Below are 23803 nucleotides of genomic sequence, written 5' to 3' on the forward strand. Positions count from 1 at the left end.
TTTCTTCCTATCTAATGAATAAGTGTAACGCTTAATGACCGCGTATGTCCATTTTATGAGCTGGTAACATGTCCTGCAGCTGATATAAAACTTGTCGAAAAGAATCATCATTCACATGGTGCCTCATTTTCCGGAATGGATCGCCTTTTTCCTTTAGACGTTTCATAACAGCCGGCATCGTAAATAAAGAAGGGTGACAGTCTTCGCTATTTAATTCTTCCCATTCAATCGGTGTTGCAACAAGTCCGAGCTCGTTTCCTCTCGGGGAATACGGGGCGATGATTGTTTTTCCAGCATCATGTTGAAGGTAGTCTAAATATAAACGGTTGCCGCGGTTTTTCTTTAGACGCTCTAGCGTAAACAGCTCGGGTGCTTGTTCGCATAAAAATTGGCAGATGAACGCAGTGAATTGTCTAGTTTGTTCATATGTGAAGGCATTTTTCTTCAATGGGATATAAACTTGTAGCCCTTTCCCACCACTTGTTTTAATAAATGCGGTGAGAAAGAGTCCATCTAAAATGGCCTTGATTCGTTTGGCTGCTTCTATTGCTAGGTGAAACTCTTTAACAGAAGGCGGATCTAAATCAAATACAATTTCTACAGGCCGATCTGTATCTCTCGTTTCAAAAGGAATATGAAATTCCATCGCCAGCTGGTTACCAAGCCAAAGCAACGTATTAGGATCATTACAGATTGTGTAAGACATATCGTGCGCTTGATCTGTCTCAACAAAATCAGGCGCATAATCGGGCGTTGCCTTTTGATAAAAAGATTCTCCACCAGTGCCATGAGGAAAGCGTATTAACGTAAGACGTCTTTCACGTAAAAAGGGCAATAAATAGGGAGCGGCTTGCCTCAAATAAAGTAAGTAATCTGCCTTTGTGATATGAAGGGCAGGTACAACCGGTTTCTCTGGGTGGGTGACGTCAATCAAAGCTGGGAGCGGATAAAGCTGTTTGAGCATGTGTTGAAAGGTACACGTTGCTGGATCTGCAGCGAATAAAAACGAAGAAAACCGGGGCTCTCGTAAGGCTGATCCATCAAAAGAGATACAGGCAATCTTTGCGACAATGGATGGTGGGATTTCATAATGTGATGCTCCAGTCATTTGACCTTTGGTTAGAAATAAGGTGCGCAGGGTTTGTTCTTCTTCTTTAGAAAAACCATGCTTAAATTGGACAACCTCTAAGAGATTCGTTTCTTGATAAAGACATCCTTGAAAATAGCCATTGTCTTTATCAAAACGAGTCACGATGACAGATACATACCGCCAATTTTTGATTTTGAGCCATTCTTTCGAGCGGGTATGCTCCTGCCATTTACTCATTTTCTTTTTAGCAACTAATCCTTCCGCTAAATAGGTCAGCATGATTTTTTTCATGTCATCAGGGCTGCTATCGGTTTGGATGATTTGAAGAAGAGAAGGGTGATTCAGCTGAACGGAGGGAGGAAGATTTGCTGCTTGGAACACCTCATGCAGCTCAGCTTTTCTTTCAATCAGCGGTAAATCAACGAGGGATTTCCCTTTGCATCTCAATAGATCAAATGCAATCAAATGACATGGAAACCGCTTAGCCTGGCGTTGAATGGTTTCTGTGTTTTTCAGGCGACCTCTTTGCTGAACCTTTGTAAAGTCGCTTTCTTGTTCACTCAGTAAAAAGGCCAATTCTCCATCTAGGGTCAGCGGTAAAAAAGGTGCAAGCTGCTTTGTTAGTTGCTGGCACTGCTCAATGACTTCAGGAAATTGTTTGTTTAATCGTTTTCCCGCTCTGCTCTCTAAATGGATGGCGTCTTTTTCCCATATAAGAATGGCCCTGAAGCCATCATATTTTAATTCATACAGCCAGTCTGCTCCAACAGGAATATCATGTGCAGACGTTAAACGCATCGGTTTCATTATGTTTTTCACTTCCTTACATCATGTGTTCTTAGAGTGGGATGAAATTTTCATAAACATACATAACTCTGATGAAAACATTACATAGTAAGGAGAAAAGAACGGAGGCGTTACGATGCATACAGTATGGAAGGGCGGCATTAGCTTCGGACTGGTGAATATTCCAGTCAAGCTGTTTACCGCTACAGAAAACAAAGATATTAAATTAAGACAGCTTCATAAAGAATGCCATACGCCGATTAACTACAAAAAGGTTTGTGCTAACTGCGGCGAGGAGGTAGCGCCAGAGCAAATTGTAAAAGCGTACGAGTATGCCAAAAATAAATTCATTGAATTGGATGAGGAAGAACTCGAAAGGCTGAGAAAAGAAAATGAAGAAAAAGCCGTCGAAATCATTGATTTTGTGAAGATAGAAGAAATCGACCCCATCTATTATGAAAGAAGTTATTTCCTATCTCCAGATACCGGCGGAGCAAAGGCTTATTCATTATTAAGAAAAGCGTTGCAAGAATCAGGGAAAATCGGTGTAGCCAAGATCATGATTCGCTCAAAGGAGCAATTAGCAATTGTTAGGTGCTACGAACATATTTTATTAATGGAAACCATTCATTTTCCTGACGAAATTAGGCAAGTATCAGACATCCCGAATATCCCGCAAGAGGAAAACATCGTGAAGAAAGAGTTAGACACAGCGCTCCTTTTAATTGAGCAGCTGACCACCACATTCGATCCAGCCGCATATCGGGATGAATACAGAGAGCAGCTGATGAATGTCATTGGAGACAAAATCTCTGGAGAACATACCGTTCAGCCAGAAACGACAGGTAAAAAAGAGGCTTCATCCAATGTCACCGATTTAATGGCCGCTTTGCAGGCTTCTATCGATCGATCAAAACCGGCAAAAACGAAAAAAGCAGCACCTAAGAAAAGAAAAGCACCCGCTAAAAAAGAAAAGAATGCATAAAGAAAAGACCGCTCGCCAAAGGGCGGTCTTATTTTGGCTTCACCACATCCTGAATCGTCCCGTCTGTTCTGTGGATGACAACTGCTGTTCCTTTTTTAGATGAAATCTCTTTCGCGCGGTCGATGGCTTCCTGTTTCGTTTCTTTTACCTCACTTGCACGCTTCGCTTTTTCAGTTTGAACCGCCCAGCCTTCATCATGTTTCACGACATGCTGCGCATGATCCATGAGCTCAGGTCGTGCAGAGCTGCTTTTCTTAGAAGGAGTCACAGAACCATGAGAGTGAAAGTCCTCCATTTCTTTTTCCGTCGCATTCTTTTTCCACTCTTTCGCTTGATTGATCGCAATTGGAATCGCTCTACCTTCTTCATAGCCTTCCTGCACCATTTTGTTGGCAATCTCAAGTGCTTTTTTTCGAATGACTTTGTCTAGTGATTGGAATGAAGCTGGATAATCTTCCATTGTCCAAGGCATATGGAACGCTCCTTTCTTTTATTTGAACACCTTCCCCCATATGCAATGGATCAAACATTTAACCATCTCAATCCAATGGCTTGGTTGAAATACATCGTTTTGCTGAGGAAGAATGTTTTCAATTCCTGCACAATAGAAGATAGTAAAGGAGTGATTGAAATGATGATGAAAGGCTTGTATGAAGCACATTTACCTGTGAGTGATTTGAAGGCATCCATTTCTTTTTATGAAAAATTGGAATTAACACTTGCTCATGAAAATGAACGAGTGGCCTTTTTATGGATTGAGAAAGGAAAGAGCTGGCTTGGCTTATGGAAGGCTGATATATCCACTATTCCATATCATCCAGCGACGCGACATGTCGCCTTCCAAATAGAAACATCCAGCATTGACCAGATCAAAGAATGGCTGATAGAAAAAGGGATCGGCATTCATCCGATGTTTGGTTTTTCGGAAGAGCAACAGCCTTTAGTACTTGATAATCCGCCACAATTTCATGCCGCGATTTACTTTCTTGACCCAGATGGCAATTTGCTTGAATGCATTGCACCGCTTGAAATCGATGCAGGAGAACATCATGAGATGATGACATTTGAAGATTGGGAAAGAAAGAAACATCCGTTTATTGATTGACAAAACCGCTTATTGTAACTATATTGATTACAACGGTGGTGAAGGAATGTGAAACAAATTAGCAGCAGATATACCATTGCTGTTCATATCTTGTCTTTTATTGCGGGTGTTTCAAAAGAGTGCACAGGGGATTTTATTGCAGAAAGTGTTAATTCAAATCCAGTCATTATCAGAAAAATGATGGCTATGCTCAAAAAGGCGGATCTCATTGAGATTCGCCGAGGAGTTGGCGGTGCTTCTTTAAAAAGGCCGGCAGAGGACATTACTCTACTAGATGTGTACCGGGCTGTGGATGTAAGCGAAGATGAAGAGTTATTTAACTTTCATCAACCAGTCATTGCATGTCCAATTGGTCAAGCCATGGATACGAGACTGCGGCAAGAACTTAAAGAAGCACAGTCCGCACTTGAGCATCACCTTAAACAAGTGACAATTAAGCAATTATTAATCGAGGCGGAGTAGAAAAAGCTCATACATAGAGCTTTTTTTACCCCTTCGTTGTAACCATTTCGATTATAACGAATGATCTGATGCAAGAAACCAGCTGCTTCATACATGAAACATCACCGTTGAACGAAAAATGAGGAGGTCAAATCAATGACATTATTAGTGACAGGTGCAACAGGACAACTTGGATCGCTCGTCGTCAAACATTTGCTCGCAAAAGTACCAGCTGAACAATTGGCGGTCAGTGTTCGAGATCCGCAAAAAGCAGTTCATCTAAAGGAAGCTGGGGTGGATGTGCGCAAGGGAGACTTCACACAGCCGGATACACTTCAATCAGCGTTTCAAGGGATTGATCGCCTTTTGATCATTTCGTCTGGGGATGGAGATCGCGTGAAGCAGCATATCAATGCCATCCAAGCAGCGAAAGCAGCGAATGTGTCATTTATTGCTTATACAAGTGTTGTCAATGCAAGAGAAAGTCAGCTTAACCTAGCACATGACCATGCAAAAACAGAAGAAGCAATTTTGGCCTCTGGCATACCTCATGTTTTTCTAAGAAACAATTGGTATGTGGAAAATGAAAAAGATACGATTCTGGCATCAGTGAACGGAGCGCCGTTTATCAGCCCAATTGGTGAAGGTAAAGTCGGCTGGGCAACAAGAAATGACTATGCAGAAGCAGCAGCAAATGCGTTAACACTGCCGGCACATGATCAGGAAATCTATGAATTGTCAGGACCGCTTCGCACACACACTGAACTTGCACAAATGGTCAGCAAAGTGAGCGGGAAAGAAATCAAAGTAGAGCACATGGATGTAGATACATTTGGAGAATTTTTAGCGTCAAATGGTGTACCGAAAGAAGCTGTTCCATTTGTCAAAGCGATGCAAAGCGGAATTCGCGATGGGGCATTAGCAGTCGAAAGCCATGATTTCGAAAAACTATTAGGCCGTTCTTTAACACCTATTGAAGATAGAATACGAGAAATGATGTCAAACTAAACAATTAAAAACGCCCTGTAAAAGGGCGTTTTTTCTATCCTTGTTGATCCGTTATTTTGAAAATATAGGTGTAATGTCCATTTTGTCGTACATATTCTTGTATGTAGATGTTAGAATTTTATGAGATGATTCCAACAAATGAATGACGCTTACTTTATTATGAAATACATTATTCAAGATATTCATTTTGTTTTAATCCTATTAAATAGCAGGATGTGATGACATGTTACGCAAAGCCTTTCTCTCTTATTTGACTGCCAGTATGATCACAATCATCGTCATTATGATTGAACTCGGTTTTCGTTCAGCCGTTGTTTCACCATTTGTTTTACTTGATTCGAACAAAGAAAGCAACCCAAAAGTATTCGTCGCTCATTCGCTATATCAGGGTGACGTTTTATTAACCTATCAAGACGGTTCTTTCAATGGCCCTTCAGAAGCATCCCTTCAATTAAGTGGAAAGAACATAAATCTCACACAGATCCCATCTGCGAATGGAATCAGTATGATTGAAACAGACAAAATAATGAATGATAAGGCATTGGTTTTTCTAAGAAAAGGTTTTGTACCTATCCATGATGATACGATCATGATGGAACAGGTAACGCAAAATCCCTTCTTTTCTACATACAATCTAACGAATCTAACAGAAACAACTAAGATCAACACAAACTTTAAGCATAGCATTACATTTGTTACATTCATGACTTTAATGGGAATTCTTTTGCCCGCTTTGTTATTTTTCCTTTTTAACCTTCACGAATCGATGAAAAACCTATTCACATTATTCATTCCCTTTGTTCTAGCCATTTTTCTTCCCTTGGGATTAAATTATTATTTCTTAATGGGATACGTGCTATCTGTTACAGGATCTTATGTGTTGAGTATGATTCTCTCTATACTTGTGCCTAGTTTCCTGTCAGTCTTATTGACAGCTTATTCATTTGAGTATGTGACAAAAGATTCTTCTGATGTAGTAGGAGAAAATGAAGACACTTTAGGGAATTCATTCTTCCTGAACGTTAGGGAGCAAGCCGTTTTATTTGGTGCTATCACATTATCCTTGATATATTTCGGCTCTTATTTAGTCATGCCTTTGGCGTTTCAAGCGAAGGTTATGGATCATCTTTTTCTATTTTGTGCTTGGTATTTCGCCCTAGTCATCTTATTTATTATGGGTTACTCATTCATTCAAAAAATGATAAATAAGTATGAAATCTTACGGACGGACGAATTCATAAATATTTGCAAAGATATTGAGCATAAAACGAACCAAAAGGTAAATATATGGGTGAAAAAAGACTCACAACATGATGTGAATGCCTGGATATATTCATTTCAACTTCCATTTAGAAGAAAAGTCAATCTATATGTGACGGAAGGGTTATTAGATAAGTTTGATAGAGAGGAAATTCGTGCGATCTTATTCCACGAAATGGGACATGTAAAATTAAAACATGCGCATTTCACCATTTACCTCACTGTGATTGTCACCTTACTTATGGGAATCAGTATGTACTATGCCAGACAGGTGATGCTTGCCAATGGTTGGTGGCAATATATTTTGTTGTTCCCAGCAGGGTTATTGATCATGATATTTATGACGGAGTGGTTGCCAAAGAAAATGAGTCGCTTATTTGAGATTCAGGCGGATCGCTTTGCTGTTCACCATCTTGAGAATCAAACTCTATATCTCAATACTTTGATAAAATTAAGTCATTTGATTGAAGAAGATGGAGATGACGGAAGAAAATCTGAATGGCGTGAAAGTCATCCTTCTTTTGAAAAACGAATTCATCACATAAAGAAAATCATGAAGTGAAGGCGGTTTGTGTGAAAGACGACACTTCCTTCGGTAGTATGAAGAAATAAAAACATGAATGTTCTCAAACGCCCTGTAAAAGGGCGTTTTTTTCATGTACCTTCACAAGCATGATGTCCAAATTTTAGACAAATCCGTTCGTTGAAATTTCAGAAATTTGGGATTAAAATGAAATGAAAGTCTATTATTTAGTCGTCAGATGACCAGATATAAATCAAGGTGCAGTAAAAGAAAGGAAGTTCGCCGATGAGAGTCAGTTTATTTGTCACCTGTATCATTGACACGATGCAGCCACATGTAGGAAAGGCGACTGTTGAGGTATTAGAGCGGCTTGGTGTTGAAGTGGAATTCCCTGAAGAACAAGTGTGCTGCGGGCAGCCCGCCTTTAACAGCGGCTATACAAAAGAAACAATCAAAGCGGCCAAAAATATGATGAAAGCCTTTGAATCAGCTGAATATGTCGTCACACCATCAGGTTCTTGTAAGGCCATGTTTTTAGAATATCCGCACCTTTTTAAAGAAGACCGAGCGTGGTTCGCCCGTGCTCAGGCACTTGCTGCGAAAACATATGAATTAACGGAATTTATTGTTGATATATTACATGTAACAGATGTAGGAGCGAGTTTGAAAGGAAAAGCCACCTATCATACCTCCTGCCATATGACGAGACTGCTTAGAATTAAGGAAGCGCCTTTCACACTGTTGTCAAATGTCAAAGATTTGGTGATGGAACCATTGCCTCGCGCTGAAAATTGCTGCGGATTTGGAGGAACTTTTTCAATCAAAATGACACCCATTTCTGAGCAGATGGTCGATGAAAAAGTACAAAGCATAGAGGAGACAGGCGCTGAATATATCATCGGTGCTGACTGTGGATGTCTGCTGAATATCGGGGGAAGGCTGAATCGTCTTCATAAGCCAGTTAAAGTGATGCATATCGCAGAAGTGTTGAATAGCCGCTGAAGCTAAGAGGGGGAACGGCACATGAGTATGAAAATTGGAGAGAAGGCTTTTAAAGAGCGGATCGGCGAAGGATTAGAAGACGCTGTGATGAGAGGAGCTGTTTCCTCTGCACAGGAGCGTCTGTATAAAAGACGGATGACTGCAAGTGAAGTGCTTGGAAACTGGGAAAAGTGGCGTGAACTTGGAGAGGACATCAGGCAGCATACACTTGCCCACCTTGATGACTACTTATATCAATTAAGTGAGAGCGTGAGTAGACGTGGAGGTCATGTGTTTTTTGCAAAAACAAAGGAAGAGGCATCGGCGTACATCCAAGATGTCGCACAAAAAAAAGCAGCAAAAAAAATCGTGAAATCAAAATCAATGGTCACAGAAGAAATTGAAATGAATCAAGCGCTAGAAGAGATTGGCTGCGAGGTAGTTGAAAGCGATCTTGGAGAATATATTCTTCAAGTTGATGACCATGAACCACCTTCACATATCGTGGCACCAGCCCTTCATATGACGAAAGAACAAATACGGGAAGTTTTTCACGAAAAGCTTGGATATGATATGTCAGAGACTCCTGAAGAAATGACCAAATTTGTAAGAGCTTTGTTACGAGAAAAATTTCTTGAAGCAGACATTGGTGTGACGGGCTGTAACTTTGCTGTGGCTGACACAGGATCGATTTGTCTTGTGACGAATGAAGGGAATGCGGATCTTGTCACGTCTATTCCAAAGACACATATCGCAGTCATGGGGATGGAGCGGCTTGTACCAACGATGGAGGAGCTCGATGTCCTTGTCGGTCTATTGTGCAGAAGCGCAGTAGGTCAAAAGTTAACAAGCTATATCTCTGTCGTGGGGCCAAAAGGAGAAGAAGAAGTTGATGGGCCAGAAGAGTTCCATTTGGTCATTGTGGATAACGGACGGTCAAACATATTAGGTACGGAATTTCAGCCAGTTTTGCAATGTATTCGGTGTGCAGCCTGTATCAATGTGTGCCCCGTTTATCGGCATGTTGGCGGTCATTCGTACGGATCAATTTACCCGGGTCCGATTGGTGCTGTTCTTTCGCCGCTACTTGGAGGATATGACGACTACCAAGAGCTTCCTTTCGCCTCAAGTTTGTGCGCAGCCTGTACAGATGCTTGTCCAGTGAAAATTCCACTTCACGAATTATTAATCAAACATCGACAAGTCATCGTTGAAAAAGAGGGGAGAGCGCCTAAAGCGGAAATGATGGCAATGAAAATGTTCGGAATGGGCGCATCCACTCCTAGAATGTATCGATTTGGAACAAAAGCAGCCCCTGTGCTCTTGAAACGTATGGCTTCAAACGGACAGATTTCAAAAGGTGCGGGTCCTTTAAAGAATTGGACAGAAATTCGTGACCTCCCAGCGCCAAGCAAAGAAAGGTTTCGGGATTGGTTTAAAAAGAAACAAAAGGAGGAGCGACAATGAAAGGAACCATTTCTCATCGGGATCCATTTTTAGCACATATCCAGCAACAATTAGGCAAAAGCTCCTCCAAGCCTGCATCTATTCGGCGTCCGGTTTGGAAGCATCGAGTCAATTGGGAAACAAATGAAGGTCTGTCGAAAGAAGAATTGGTAGAGCAATTGAAGGTGCAATGTCAGCAAATTCATACGAAAGTGGTAGAAACAACGCCAAAAGAAGCACCCTCAACGTTACGATTATTGATGAAAGAGTATGGAGAAGGTCCTGTGATGACTTCGAGCGATAGACGTTTTGCACAATATGAATGTCATCCTATGTTTCAAGCCTTGCGGAAAGAAGGAATCTCAGTCACTAGCTGGAATGCAGATACATCAAGAGAAGAAAATATAAGGCGGGCAGAACAAGCGAAATATGCAGTGGTATTCAGCGATTACACACTTGCAGAATCCGGAACCGTTGTTCTTTCCTCCCATCAAGGTCAAGGGAGAGCACTTCATTTTTTACCGATGATGTATATCGTATGTATTGAAAAAAGCACAATTGTCCCGCGGATGATTCATGCTGTTTCAGCTCTTCATCGCCTAGTAGAAGAAGGAGAGCAGACGAAAGGCGCCATTCATTTTATATCAGGTCCAAGTAATTCTGCCGATATTGAAATGAATTTAGTCGTTGGTGTTCATGGGCCGGTGCGGGCTGTGTATGTATTAATAGATGATGAATGAGGGCTTTCGTGAAGAAAGCTTCAGCGTGTAGGCAAACCCTCGCATTCGGTGTCAGTCCTGCGCTTCGGTGCTCACGAATGTTAAATTCGCTCCGCGCCGATGCTCATCCTTCCTAGGACTGCAAAGGTTTTCTATCACGCTGAAAAGAAGACAAAGGGCTAAAATCAAGTTCATTTTAGCCCTTTGTCAACAATCTGGGGCTTTCGTGAAGAAAGCTTTTTTTATGTAAACATTCTTAAAATTCATCTTGCCTCTAGGCGAATGGTCATAGTAAGATGACGTCATACAAGATGAGAAGCTCATCTACTGCTGATGTAAAGGAAGCTGCTAATGGAAATGAAGACAAATGCTCCAAAGAAGTCGATTGCGGTGCCGCTTGTGATCTCCATCATTGCGATTTCGTTTTCGGCCATTATTGTGAAGTGGTCAAGTGCGCCTGCTGCTATTTTAAGTATGTATCGAATGATATTTGCGGCGGTTTTGATGCTTCCGTTTATTCTGCCGCGTCAAAAAGAGTTTGTCTCGTTAAAGCGGAGAGACTGGTTTTTCTTATGTATGTCAGGTTTCTTTTTAGGGCTCCATTTTGTTTTGTGGTTCGGCTCATTGAAGCTCACCACAGTGGCGAGCTCTACAATCATCATTGCACTTCAGCCGATGGTGTCATTATTAGGCGGATTTCTCATTTTTCGTGAACAAACAACGAAGTCAGCCATTTTCACAATGTGTGCGGCGATTGTTGGTGCGCTCATGATCGGATGGGGGGATATCGGACATAGCCAAGACGCCATTATAGGAGACATTTTATCCTTTTTCAGTGTAATCGCTGTTGTTTGTTATTTATTAATCGGTCAACAAGCTGTGAGAAAGATATCTCATTGGATTTATAGTTTTTGTGTATTTGGTTTTGCCGGCCTTTTTTTAATTTTATTTAACCTTATACAGCAAACGCCTTTTGTAGGCTATTCGGGTAAAGAATGGGGGATTTTTTTACTGCTCGCCATTATCCCTACCATGTCCCATGTCATTAACAACTGGCTGTTAACCTATGTGAATGCGACAACTATTTCAATGAGTATTCTAGGAGAACCTGTTGGGGCAACGATACTCGCTGTTTTACTGCTTGGAGAGAAAGTCACGCTGCTGCAAATGTTCGGTGGTCTTCTTGTCCTTTTAGGTGTCTTTTTCTTTTTGATGCAGCAGCGACAAGGGATCGTGATGAAAACAAAAAAATCCGGTTAACTCCCGGATTTTTTTACTCTTTTAAATGATTTTTTTCAATTACTTTGTTTAATCTAGCCTCGACTTTCTTCAATTCCACTTGTTTTCTTCTTATCATTCGAATCGCGATGACAACGATGGTCACGATCAATGCAATGAATAGAAGAGAAAATACTTGAAATACGATATCCCCAATGTTGAATGCAGTATTCGCTTCATTAGGCATGTGTAACCCTCCTTATATCTATATATTACCATAATCAATAAAAGATTGAGATTTATCCATAATTTATCTATAATAGGTAAAATATCACTCATTAAAGGAGAACCATTATGAGAACTTTAGTCCTTTTACGAGGTCTCCCAGGTGCAGGTAAATCAACTTGGATCAAAGAACAAGGCTTAGAACCATATACATTATCAGCGGATCAGATCCGTCTGTTAACCCAGCCTCCGCAGTTATCAGTCAATGGGAAACCGGAAATTTCAAGCAAACATGATCATAAAGTCTGGTCTTTATTATTTGAACTCCTCACAGCCCGAATGGAACGAGGAGACTTTACTGTCATTGATGCAACACATGTCACAAGTAAGTCCATTTCGCAGTATAAATCATTAGCTACTTCATACCGCTATAGAGTGTATGTCGTCGATTTTACGCAAGTGCCTCTTGAAACAGCCCTGCTGCAAAATCGCGGTCGAGAGCCGCACAAAGTAGTGAAGGAATCTGTGTTATATCAAATGAATGAACGGTTAAAGACAGAGAAGGTGCCTTCATGGGTAACCGTTTTGACGCCTGAGGAATATCCAGTCATTATGACGTATCAGCCCAGGTCTTTTGATCAGTATGAAGCCATTCACGTCTTCGGTGATATTCACGGCTGTTACACAGCTCTAAATACTTATTTGCAAGGAGACTTGAAAGAAAACGAGCTTTATATCTTTGCAGGTGATTTGCTTGATAGAGGAATAGAAAACAAGGAAGTGTTAGAATGGATGCTGGCACATAGAGAATGCCGCAATGTGATCGTCATTGAAGGAAATCATGATCAGCATCTTTACAAATATGCACATGAAGAAAAAGTGAGAAGTAATATGTTTAACCGTCATACTGCGCCTGAAATTGCGGAAGCAGGTTTTGACCTAAAAGAATTAAGGAAGTTTGTCAGAACATTTCATCAGCTCACCTATTTTACGTATCATGGTCAGACATTTCTTGTCACCCATGGTGGGCTTGCCCATTTGCCAGAAGAGCTTCTGCATGTCTCAACGCAGCAGCTTATTCACGGAGTAGGTGAATATTCAGATGACATTGACCACTTATTTGTGCAAAATACTTCTGGATTAGATATCATTCAAATTCATGGTCATCGCAATTTATATAGACTGCCTATCCAAGCGGCGGATAGATCTTATAATCTCGAAGGTCAGGTTGAATTTGGTGGACAGCTGCGTGTGTTAAAAATTACAGCAGGCGGGATTGAGACACATGAAATTGACAATCCTGTCTACAGAGCTTCTGAAAACAAGCAACCGGTCTTTGTTCAGCCCAATGTGACGCTGGATGATTTTTTATCCCATTTAGATCAGCATGAATATGTACAAGAATTAAAGCTGCCACACGATATTTCATCTTTTAATTTCACCAAAAAAGCATTTAGTGAAAGACAATGGGATGAAATAAATGTCAAAGCAAGAGGGTTGTTTATCAATATGACTTCAAAGCAGATTGTGTCTAGAAGTTATAATAAGTTCTTTAATATTGATGAACGTCCTGAAACCAGAATGCAGCATTTAGTGAATCATCTTCAATTTCCTGTCACGGTCTATGATAAAGCAAATGGATACTTAGGCACGGTTGGGTTTAACGACATAAAAGATGAACTGGTGTTTACGTCCAAATCGTATACGTCACATGTGAAGCAAAATCAGCATGCTGCTTGGGTCGAAGAGCTATTTTATGCGACCTTTGACGATGTGCAGGTCGATTACATCAAATCATACGTACGCGACAACCATGTATCCCTTGTATTTGAAGTCATTTTGCCAGAGAAAGACCCGCATATTATCACATATGATCATGATCAACTCATTTTACTTGATATCGTGAAGCGTCAGCTGAGCTATGAAAAAGAACCATTTGCTGAAGTGAAAAGGCTCAGTGAACAGCTTGGCATGCGGTGCAAACAGCAAGTGGCAGTGTTTCATGATTGGACCTCTTTCTATAAATGGTATCAATCTGTATCACATGATGACACAATCAAAGAAGAAGGTTATGTCATTGAGGATAATAGTGGCTTTATGACCAAGTTAAAGCTTTCTTATTATCAATTTTGGAAGCAAATGCGATCCATTAAACAGCGTGTTGCAGATAAGCGCTCCACCCAAAAATATATGCAGGCTTTGCAAACAGCAGAGCAAGCAAGATTTTATACATGGCTACTCCAGCAAGATCCAGTAAACGTGAGAAACAGCTCAATCATTGAGCTGCGTTCACAATTTGAGCAAACAGAAGCGGCCCATTTGAATAATGACGGAATAAATGCATAGTCTAACAAAGAGTCTTTTCTAAAGAAAAGGCTTTTTTTCATGAAATCGAAAGGTGGAAGCTGAAATGCCAGATCATATTGAAGTCATTCTTCGAACCATATTCGCTTTTGCTATTTTATTCGGCGGTGCCCGTCTTCTTGGAAAGCAAACCATTGCACAAATGAATATTTTTGATTTCATTGCAGCGATCAGTCTAGGTTCAATTGCGGCGAACTTGGCGTTTAATACTACGCTTCCGCTTCATCACACAACCATTTCTTTTGTGACACTTGTGATCATTATTTATGTGATTTCTTTACTTGCTTTAAGAAGCCGGAAGGTGAGAGGTTTTATGGCCGGTAAACCAACGCTTGTGATTCAAAATGGCAAAATCCTTGAAGAGAATATGAAAGGAATGAGGTATACACTTGATTATTTAAATCAACAGCTCAGAGAAAAGAATGTGTTTGACATTAGTGAAGTTGAATTTGCAATGATTGAAACAGATGGGCATATGTCAGTGAAAAAATACCCTTCATTTGATTATGTCACGCGAAAAGACCTTAACCTGTGGATGCAGGCAGAGCGTTACATGCCCATTGAAGTCATTATGGACGGAAAGCTCATTTTGAAAAACCTTCATGAAAACCAATTAACGGAGCAGTGGATATATGAAGAAATTCAAAAAAGGCAGCTGTCTTTAAAAGACATTGTTTATGCGGTTCGTTCAAGTAATGGCAGTTTATACATTGATACATATGACGATCACATCCATTCTCCAATTGACCAAGAATGAACATATAGTTCAGACGACACCCGCGCGTCACAGAACTGCCAATATTTATAAGTCATTTGGATGTCATCTATCTAGGTATCATTTCTCAATTATTATTATTTTCTGAAAATGTAGTGACGGAGAAAAATAAGTATGTTTAAGTATAAATAGAAGAATTTAAAATATTAATATAATATACATCAAGCGGAATGAACATTCATTCCTGATAAAACGAAAGGAGAGGATGAAATGCCCGCAGCAACTACTGATAAACAGGAGCAGATTATGAAGGCTTCTCTGGACTTATTTATTGAACGGGGTTTTGACGGTACAACGATGCCGATGATTTCGAAAAGAGCCAATGTTGGAGCAGGAACTATTTATCGTTATTTTGATAGTAAAGAAGCTCTTGTGAACATTTTATACCAGCGAAGCCTGACTGCATTTATCGACAAGGTGAATACAAACAGTCCAGACCCTAAAGCAAGTATCAGGACTTATTTCAAACATGTCTTTTATTGCTTAGTGCTCTTTACAAAAGAGAATCCAAGTGGTCTGTACTTCTTAGAAATTGACAAACGCTCACACTATTTAGATGAGACAAGTAAAGAGAAGATGCAGCAGCTATTAAATGAGCTATTTCATATTTTTGAAGAAGGCAAAAAGGATGGAATTCATCCAAATCTTTCAGGGAGAACGATTTTATCCATTGTATTTGGAGCGTTCGTTCAGCTTCATAAACAGATTCTAGCAGAGGAAATTGAACCAACGATTGAATTTTTAGAAGATATTGAGCAATGCTTATGGCGTGCCATTAGCGTTGCATCATAAAGAAATAAAGGGAGTGGGCACATGCAACAAACATCAATCATTCCAAAACCAAAAACATACGGACCTTTAAAAAATATTCCTCATATCAAAAAAGGAGAGCTTTCTCAAAGCTTTTGGCGGCTGGCAGATGAATTGGGAGGGATTTATCAATTTGAATTTTCAGATATAACCGGTGTTTTTGTTTCCAGTCATGAGCTTGTCCAAGAAGTATGTGATGAGAGCCGATTCGATAAATTCATCGGGATTAGTCTTGATAAAGCAAGAGCATTTGCAGGAGATGGCCTATTTACAAGCTGGACAGAAGAACCAAACTGGAGAAAAGCTCATCAAATCTTGATGCCGGCGTTTAGTCAGCAGGCGATGAAGGGCTATCACGAGATGATGCTCGATATTGCAACGCAGCTTGTGCAAAAATGGCAAAGAACAGGCCGCGATGAAGAAATTGAAGTAGCAGAGGATATGACAAAACTCACTTTAGATACAATTGGTCTTTGCGGTTTTGATTTTCGGTTTAACAGCTTTTATAAAGAGAATCAGCATCCATTTATCGAAAGCATGCTGAAAGGCTTAAATGAAGCGATGGACCAATCGAAAAGATGGCCGATTACAGATAAACTCATGATCAAAAGAAGAAAAGAATTTGAGCAAAATGTCGATTTTATGAAGCGATTAGTAGATGATATTATTCAGGAACGGAAAAAACAAGATAAAATGGGCGATGATTTGCTGTCCCTTATGCTGCATGCGACGGACCCTGAAACAGGTGAGCGTCTGTCCGATGAAAATATCCGTTATCAGATCATTACCTTCTTAATTGCGGGGCATGAAACGACAAGTGGTCTGCTATCATTTGCGATTTATTTCTTATTAAAGAATCCAGAGAAACTAAAGAAAGCCGTCCATGAAGCAGATGAGGTGCTACAGGACGGTCTGCCGACATTTAAGCAGGTGCAACAGCTAAGCTACACCCGTATGGTGTTACATGAGGCACTTCGACTTTGGCCGACTGCGCCTTCTTTCTCAGTTTACGCTAAAGAGGACACAGTAATCGGAGGGGAATTTCCGATTGAGAAAAACCAAAGTGTGACTGTGCTGCTTCCTAAATTACACCGTGATCAAGCGGTTTGGGGAGAGGATGCGGAAGAATTTAAACCAGAGCGGTTTCTGCACCCTGAAAAAATCCCGCAACATGCCTACAAGCCTTTTGGAAATGGCCAGCGTGCATGTATTGGGATGCAATTTGCCCTTCATGAAGCCACGATGGTTCTGGCGATGGTTCTGCACAACCTTGAACTGATTGACCATACGTCGTATGAACTGGATTTAAAAGAATCTCTGACCATTAAGCCGAATGATTTTAAAATCAAAGTGCGGCCAAGAAAGCAGCAATTCTTTATGGCGCCTCCGAAAGAAGAACCAACAAAAAGCACGGCATCTGCTGAAGCAAAAATAGCGAGTCACGGAACACCGCTATTGGTCTTGTACGGATCAAATCTGGGCACAGCAAAGCAGATGGCAAACGAATTTGCTGAAGACGGGAAAGCAAAAGGGTTTGACGTGACAACGGCACCGCTTGATGATTATACTCGAAAGTTACCAGAGTCAGGCGCAGTTTTAATTGTAACGGCTTCATACAACGGTCATCCGCCTGACCATGCGAAACAGTTTGTGGATTGGGTGACGCAGGATGAGGAGCAGGATCTATCAAACGTGACATTTGCAGTCTTTGGGTGTGGGGATCGAAATTGGGCGAGCACGTATCAGCGTATTCCTCGTCTGATTGATGAAGCACTTGAAAGAAAAGGGGCGAAGCGTGTAACGGATATTGGTGAAGGCGATGCGGGCGGTGATATGGATGAAGATAAAGAAACATTCCAGAAGACAGTCTACGATGAGCTTGCAAAAGAATTCAATTTAACCTTGCAGGAGAAACGCCAAGAAAAGCCAAACCTATCCATTGCATATACGAATGAGCTAGTGGAACGTCCTGTAGCTAAAACATACGGTGCTTTTTCAGCTGTTGTATTGAAAAATCAAGAATTACAATCTGAAAAAAGTACCCGCCAAACAAGACATATCGAACTTCAATTACCTGAAGGCAAGCACTATAAAGAAGGAGATCATATCGGAATCGTGCCAAAAAATAGTGCAATACTCGTTCAGCGAGTGACCGATCGTTTTAAGCTGGATCCAGAGCAGCACATGATACTCTCTTCGGAAAAAGAAGCAAGTCATTTACCATTAAATCAGCCAATTCAAGTCGGAGAATTGCTGGCGTCACATGTAGAGCTGCAAGAGCCTGTGACACGTACTCAGCTAAGAGAACTTGCAAAATATACGGTGTGCCCACCTCATCGTATTGAACTTGAACAAATGGCGGGAGACATTTATCAAGAAGCTGTATTAAAGAAACGTGTGACCATGCTGGATTTACTAGAACAATACGAAGCATGTGAACTGCCATTTGATCATTTTTTAGCCCTTTTACCAGGATTGAAGCCTCGTTATTACTCGATCTCCAGTTCGCCAAAGGTGGATGAAAAGAGGCTTAGTATCACAGTAGCTGTTGTGAAAGGAAAATCATGGAGCGGACGCGGTGAATACGCAGGCGTCGCATCAAACTATTTATGCGGACTGCAAGAAGGAGATGAAGTGGCCTGCTTCCTTCATGAAGCTCAAGCAGGATTCGAATTGCCGCCTTCTCCTGAAATACCAATGATCATGATTGGACCAGGAACAGGTATCGCCCCGTTTAGAGGGTTCATTCAGGCAAGGGAAGCATGGCAAAATGAAGGGAAGTCGTTAGGTGAAGCCCATCTTTATTTTGGCTGCCGCCACCCGCATGAAGATGATCTGTATTATGACGAAATGCAGCTTGCAGAAGAAAAAGGAGTCGTCACCATCCACCGTGCTTACTCTCGCTACGAGGAGCAAAAAGTGTATGTCCAACACTTCATTAAAAATGATGGAGCCAAGCTCATTGAATTGCTCGACAAAGGCGCCTACCTGTATATTTGCGGGGATGGAAAGGTCATGGCACCAGATGTCGAGGCAACACTTATTGAACTGTATCAGACTGAGAAACAGTGTGCGAAAGAAACAGCTGAACAATGGCTGACATCTCTAGCCAATGACAACAGATATGTAAAAGATGTATGGAGCTGATCACGCTGAAAAGAAGACAAAGGGCTAAAATAAATCACATTTTAGCCCTTTGTCAACAATCTTAAAACCGCCACTTTGGCGGTTTTTCTTTTTTTATAGAGAGATCGCTAGAATAAATATTTGGAAGATACGAAACACCTAATTTACAAATGAAATATTTTGTAAAAAATAAGAATATTCTCTCATTTACTCCAATATGAAACAATCGTATCATTTTTGATATAGGACATAAAGGAGGAATATGATGAAAAAGGTGAAAAAATTAATCCCTTCTCTACTCGTTTTTGGTGCTTTAAGTGTGCCTAGTTTTGCCCATGCAGCATCTGATTCAGTACTTACGTCTGATTATGACATGGTGACTTCTGACGGAAAGGTGATTTCTTCAGCTGACTTCCACAACGATTTGAAAACCCCCTCATCCTTTGACAAAGTGGATGATATCTCTTCTACTATTGGCGAAAAAGTAAAACCACTCACAAAATATTTAAAAGACTTTCAAACAAAAGTAGTCATTGGAGACGATGGTAGAACAAAAGTGACGAATACAAGAGTAGCACCCTATAATTCTATTGCTTATATTACATTTGGTGGATCTAGCTGCACAGGAACACTCATTGCTCCAAACAAAATATTGACAAACGGACACTGCGTCTACAATACAGCCACAAGAAGCTATAGTGCAAAAGGGTCTGTCTACCCAGGCATGAATGACAGCACGGCCGTGAACGGCTCAGCAAACATGACCGAATTCTATGTACCAAGCGGATATATCAACACGGGGGCGAGTCAATATGATTTTGCCGTCATTAAAACAGATACGAACATTGGAAATACGGTCGGCTATCGCTCTATTCGTCAAGTGACAAATCTAACAGGTACAACGATTAAAATTTCTGGATATCCAGGTGATAAAATGAGATCGACTGGCAAAGTGTCACAATGGGAAATGTCAGGTCCAGTCACGAGAGAAGATACGAATCTCGCATACTATACGATCGATACATTTAGCGGAAACTCTGGCTCTGCGATGCTAGATCAGAACCAACAAATCGTCGGGGTCCATAATGCAGGTTATTCAAACGGAACGATCAACGGCGGACCAAAAGCGACTGCTGCCTTTGTTGAATTTATCAACTATGCGAAGGCGCAATAAAAATAGAACAATCAGCTTGTTTCCTTTACAGGGGACAGGCTTTTTTTATCGTCAAATGCAGAAAAGTTTCTTTTTTTGTTCATCACTATTTCATATTTACAAGCTATGCTGAATGAAATAAATGAAAAAGAAAGAAGAGATATGAGTGAAAAATAAAAAAATAGATATGATATTGTTGTTGATTTTATTGATTGCAGCTTTTCTCTACACTTATCAAATTTGGCAGAATGACAGTGCCAATCAATATTATTTAGCTGCAGTCAAAAGTATGTCCAAAAGCTTCCATCACTTTTTTTATGCCTCATTTGATGCAGCTGGATTCGTATCAATTGATAAACCACCCGTCGTTTTATGGATTCAAACCATCAGTGCACTTATTTTTGGTTTTCATACATGGAGTGTGATATTGCCGCAGGCACTTGCTGGAGTGGGATCTGTTCTTCTTCTTTATCTCATGATAAAACCGGCTTTCGGTCAAGGTGCTGCAAGGGTGTCAGCGGCCGTTATGGCTCTCACGCCAATTGCCGCAGCTGTGAGCAGAACAAACAATATAGACAGTATGCTCGTCTTCACATTACTTGCGGGTACGTATTTCTTAATGCGTGCTGTAAAAAGCGGAAAGATGCGCTGGCTTCTTATGGCCTTCGCTTTGGTAGCGGTAGGATTTAATATGAAGATGCTGCAAGCGTTTATGGTCGTTCCAGCATTTATTTTCTACTATTTTATTGCTGCTCGCGTACCGTTAAAAAAGAAAATTTTCTCGCTCTTATGCTCTATGGTCGTATTAGCCTGCTTATCTCTATCGTGGGCAGTTACTGTAGATATGACAGCTGAAAGTGAGCGCCCTTATGTGGGAAGCAGTCAAACAAATTCAGTGTTAGAACTTGCCTTTGGGTATAACGGCACGGAACGGCTGCTTGGTCAGACGACAGGGAAATCCTTTGGTGACATGAACCAGCAAGCAGGTATGGTGATGCCAGACAATTCTGGATTAGGCGATTCGTCAGAGGATCAGTCAAACAGAAATCAGCCGCCGCCACCCCAAAATCAAATGACGCCACCTCAACATGGTCCAGATGGTGGTTCTCCGTCTGGAAGTGCTGTAGGTCAACAAAGTATGAATATGTATGGCACGGGGAATCCCGGTATATTTCGTTTATTTCAATCTGCATTGTCAGGTCAAATCAGCTGGATGCTGCCGTTTGCTTTGTTTGGGCTTTTAGGGAGGATCATCAGTTGGTGGAAGGAGAGAAAAGCTCAATTAAATGAATGGAAACAAACGATGTTTTGGACAGCATGGCTGATTCCTGCTGCCGGATTCTTTAGTATTGCGAGTTTCTTTCACCATTACTATCTCATTATGCTTGCCCCGCCTATTGCAGCACTATGCGGCATAGGAGCTAAGAAGCTGGGAGAGTTATTTAAGGCTAACAAAGGAGTATCTGCGTATTTGCTTCCAGCAGCAATCGCTGTTACAGCCATCTTCCAAGGGTATATTTTGAGTAACTATACGACTCAAATCAGTAGTATTTGGATGTATGCCATTGCGATTGCGGGAACAAGTATTGCTATCCTATTGCTGATGTATAGAGAAAAACAATTGATCATGAAACGACTGCTCATCACTGCTTTGACAACGCTGTTACTGTTTCCAGGTTTTTGGTCCGCCACCCCAATCATATATGGTGGAAATGCTGTTCTTCCAGAGGCAGGTGTACAGCTGGCTAGTTCACGAGGAGGGAACATGTTTACATCTAGTGTCGATCAAGGCTTACTCACTTATTTAAAGGCGCATCAAACAGGAGAAACGTATTTATTTGCAACGCTTACGACTGTTACCGCAGCGCCATATATCATTGATGAAGATGAGAATGTCATGGCCTTAGGCGGTTTTAATGGGACAGATCCTATTTTGACTGTCAACAAATTAAAAGCACTTATTCAACAAGGAAAGGTGAAATACTTTTTATTACCAGACAATCAGTCATCAGCTAACAGCAAATTGGTGAGCTGGATTAAATCACATGGTACAGTCATCTCATCTGAAGAATATAAACGATCCTCATCAGCTGAAGAGGGGATGCCGTCCAAGATGTCTTCACAAAACGAAACATTATATAGAGTAGATGAAATATCTTAAGTAGAACAAGGCGAATGATGAAGAAATCATTCGCTTTTTCTTATGAATCTTTTGCTAGGCAGATTCAGCTCATGTTTTTCACATGTCATCACGCAGCCACTCATACATTAAAAATGACTCATTTCCTTCAAGTCAACATCATTTCATCAAAAGTATGAGGAGGTCACGAGCTTTTGAAGATGAGAAAAGGCTGGATCGCTGCTGTCGTTCTTTGTTTTGTCATTTGGATGGGTGCGTTATTAGGTGGTTTTGGAGAGGATCGTTCCGCAAAAGGGGCAGATCGTTATGATCATGTGATTCAATTTCCTAAGGAACGGTATCCTGAAACAGGCAGTCATATTCAAGAAGCTATTCGAAAAGGACACTCAGACGTGTGTACCATTGACCGAAATGGGGCAGATGCCCGCAGGCAAGAATCATTAAAAGGAATTCCCACAAAACCTGGTTTTGACCGGGATGAATGGCCGATGGCGGTGTGTCTTGAAGGAGGAAAGGGGGCGAGCGTTCAATATGTCAGTCCATCAGATAATAGAGGCGCTGGTTCATGGGTCGGGCATCAAATCAGTGGGTATCCTGACGGGAAACGAATTTTATTTATTGTCAAATAAACATAGACAAGAGGCTCCTTGAGAGGGGCTCTTTTTGTTCAACAGGAGCGTATTCGAGCTAGCAGGTACAAAAGATTCAGTGGTACAATCAATCCATCAGGTACAAAGACTGACAAGTAGAAAATGTGAAGGGACATATGCTTATGGAAAAGAACCGTGCATTATACGATTTTTTCATGCAACATGCAGAGAAACTGACTGAAACATGGTATGAATCAATTGAGGATGATGATCCAGAATCCATTTATCGTTCAACAGATTCCAGCATCATAGCAGAGCTAAAACGGCAAAATCAAGATTATTATCAGCATTTTATACGCGCACTTATTGAAGACAAGACGTATTTACATACGAAATTTAAAAAATGGTCTGAAGACTTAGCAAGTGATCCGAAGCACTTGAACACGCCATTAGATTACGTCGTGAGAGAGTATATGTCCAATCAAAGAGTGGTTCTTCATTACTTAAAAGAGTTTATAAAACAGCATCAAGGTGATATTGACATTGACCGAATATTTTATTGGTATGATTTGATATCTGAGGCATTTAACATTTCAATTCATGTCTTTATTCAGCAATATGTGAAAAATACCACCAATAAACTCGTTGCACAAAGAGACATGATTTATGAGCTGAGTTCCCCAGTCATTGTGTTAAAAAGTCATGTTGCCTTATTGCCTTTAGTTGGAGATATTGACACTGCGCGAGCAAAGATTATCTTAGAAAATACATTAAAACAGTGTTCGCAAAAAGGTGTTCAACATTTATGTATTGATTTATCAGGTGTCGTCATCATTGATACGATGGTAGCACATCAAATCTTTGATCTTGTCACGTCACTTCGGTTAATTGGGGTTGATACGACCATTTCAGGCATTAGACCAGAAATTGCTCAAACGGCTGTACAGCTTGGACTGCCTTTTAATGAATTTCAAACGGCTTCATCACTTGCTCACGCTTTAGATCGTATGACTGAATTTTCATCCATATAAAAACCAGGCCTAGTAAACGGCCTGGTT

General features: G+C 40.8%; 20 protein-coding genes. 17 read left to right on the top strand and 3 right to left on the bottom strand.

Features of this window, described 5'->3' with window-relative positions:
* Positions 1–31: 31 nt before the first annotated feature.
* A complete protein-coding gene (locus tag ID12_RS13305; protein ID WP_050827290.1) occupies positions 32–1897 on the bottom strand; it encodes a DNA ligase D in 1866 nt (621 codons plus the stop codon).
* Positions 1898–2012: 115 nt separating this feature from the next.
* On the opposite strand from ID12_RS13305, the gene ku reads away from it, so the two are divergent.
* Positions 2013–2861, top strand: coding sequence for a non-homologous end joining protein Ku (gene ku / locus ID12_RS13310; protein ID WP_050827291.1), 849 nt, complete (start codon positions 2013–2015; stop codon positions 2859–2861).
* Positions 2862–2889: 28 nt separating this feature from the next.
* On the opposite strand, the gene ID12_RS13315 is transcribed toward ku, so the two are convergent.
* Positions 2890–3333 (bottom strand): DUF2188 domain-containing protein, encoded by a 444-nt coding sequence (locus ID12_RS13315; protein WP_007499382.1) that lies wholly within the window; start codon positions 3331–3333, stop codon positions 2890–2892.
* Positions 3334–3492: 159 nt separating this feature from the next.
* Here ID12_RS13315 and ID12_RS13320 point away from each other — a divergent pair, with 159 nt between their 5' ends.
* From ID12_RS13320 to ID12_RS13355, 8 genes are all read left to right on the top strand, one after another.
* The gene (locus ID12_RS13320; RefSeq protein WP_050827292.1) at positions 3493–3966 is read left to right on the top strand and encodes a VOC family protein; all 474 of its coding nucleotides are present in this window, start codon (positions 3493–3495) and stop codon (positions 3964–3966) included.
* A gap of 48 nt (positions 3967–4014) precedes the next feature.
* Complete coding sequence (locus tag ID12_RS13325) at positions 4015–4428, top strand: Rrf2 family transcriptional regulator (RefSeq protein WP_035700902.1); 414 nt, start codon at positions 4015–4017, stop codon at positions 4426–4428.
* Between the two features lie 135 nt (positions 4429–4563).
* Entirely contained in the window at positions 4564–5415 is an 852-nt protein-coding gene (locus ID12_RS13330) for an SDR family oxidoreductase (RefSeq protein ID WP_008343941.1), read from the top strand.
* A 283-nt stretch (positions 5416–5698) separates the two neighbouring features.
* Positions 5699–7237, top strand: a complete 1539-nt coding sequence (locus ID12_RS13335) for a M48 family metallopeptidase (protein WP_223255620.1) — start codon at positions 5699–5701, stop codon at positions 7235–7237.
* Between the two features lie 246 nt (positions 7238–7483).
* Entirely contained in the window at positions 7484–8200 is a 717-nt protein-coding gene (locus tag ID12_RS13340) for a (Fe-S)-binding protein (RefSeq protein ID WP_035700904.1), read from the top strand.
* A 21-nt stretch (positions 8201–8221) separates the two neighbouring features.
* A complete protein-coding gene (locus tag ID12_RS13345) occupies positions 8222–9646 on the top strand; it encodes a LutB/LldF family L-lactate oxidation iron-sulfur protein (RefSeq protein WP_046526646.1) in 1425 nt (474 codons plus the stop codon).
* Positions 9643–10365 carry a LutC/YkgG family protein gene (locus ID12_RS13350; protein ID WP_008343937.1) on the top strand — a complete coding sequence of 241 codons (723 nt, stop codon included), beginning with the start codon at positions 9643–9645 and terminating at the stop codon, positions 10363–10365. Before ID12_RS13345 ends, ID12_RS13350 begins: the two co-directional genes overlap by 4 nt.
* 330 nt (positions 10366–10695) lie before the next feature.
* Positions 10696–11604 (top strand): DMT family transporter, encoded by a 909-nt coding sequence (locus ID12_RS13355; RefSeq protein ID WP_035391948.1) that lies wholly within the window; start codon positions 10696–10698, stop codon positions 11602–11604.
* Positions 11605–11617: 13 nt separating this feature from the next.
* On the opposite strand, the gene ID12_RS13360 is transcribed toward ID12_RS13355, so the two are convergent.
* Positions 11618–11809: a hypothetical protein gene (locus ID12_RS13360; protein ID WP_035391946.1), complete on the bottom strand. Its 192-nt coding sequence runs from the start codon at positions 11807–11809 to the stop codon at positions 11618–11620.
* 107 nt (positions 11810–11916) lie between these two features.
* Between ID12_RS13360 and ID12_RS13365 the strand changes: the two genes are divergently transcribed.
* From ID12_RS13365 to ID12_RS13400, 8 genes are all read left to right on the top strand, one after another.
* Positions 11917–14133, top strand: a complete 2217-nt coding sequence (locus ID12_RS13365) for an RNA ligase (protein WP_050827293.1) — start codon at positions 11917–11919, stop codon at positions 14131–14133.
* 64 nt (positions 14134–14197) lie between these two features.
* Entirely contained in the window at positions 14198–14908 is a 711-nt protein-coding gene (locus tag ID12_RS13370; protein ID WP_017359590.1) for a DUF421 domain-containing protein, read from the top strand.
* 228 nt (positions 14909–15136) lie between these two features.
* Positions 15137–15718 (top strand): TetR/AcrR family transcriptional regulator, encoded by a 582-nt coding sequence (locus tag ID12_RS13375; protein WP_050827294.1) that lies wholly within the window; start codon positions 15137–15139, stop codon positions 15716–15718.
* Between the two features lie 21 nt (positions 15719–15739).
* The gene (locus ID12_RS13380; RefSeq protein WP_050827295.1) at positions 15740–18883 is read left to right on the top strand and encodes a bifunctional cytochrome P450/NADPH--P450 reductase; all 3144 of its coding nucleotides are present in this window, start codon (positions 15740–15742) and stop codon (positions 18881–18883) included.
* A 244-nt stretch (positions 18884–19127) separates the two neighbouring features.
* Positions 19128–20036, top strand: coding sequence for a trypsin-like serine peptidase (locus tag ID12_RS13385; protein ID WP_048002685.1), 909 nt, complete (start codon positions 19128–19130; stop codon positions 20034–20036).
* A gap of 145 nt (positions 20037–20181) precedes the next feature.
* Positions 20182–22176, top strand: coding sequence for a glycosyltransferase family 39 protein (locus tag ID12_RS13390; RefSeq protein ID WP_050827296.1), 1995 nt, complete (start codon positions 20182–20184; stop codon positions 22174–22176).
* A 227-nt stretch (positions 22177–22403) separates the two neighbouring features.
* Positions 22404–22784, top strand: a complete 381-nt coding sequence (locus tag ID12_RS13395; RefSeq protein ID WP_224559893.1) for a NucA/NucB deoxyribonuclease domain-containing protein — start codon at positions 22404–22406, stop codon at positions 22782–22784.
* Positions 22785–22927: 143 nt separating this feature from the next.
* The gene (locus tag ID12_RS13400) at positions 22928–23776 is read left to right on the top strand and encodes an STAS domain-containing protein (protein WP_017367323.1); all 849 of its coding nucleotides are present in this window, start codon (positions 22928–22930) and stop codon (positions 23774–23776) included.
* Positions 23777–23803: the final 27 nt, after the last annotated feature.

Origin of the sequence: Bacillus altitudinis (assembly GCF_001191605.1) — a bacterium.
Taxonomy (GTDB): domain Bacteria; phylum Bacillota; class Bacilli; order Bacillales; family Bacillaceae; genus Bacillus; species Bacillus altitudinis.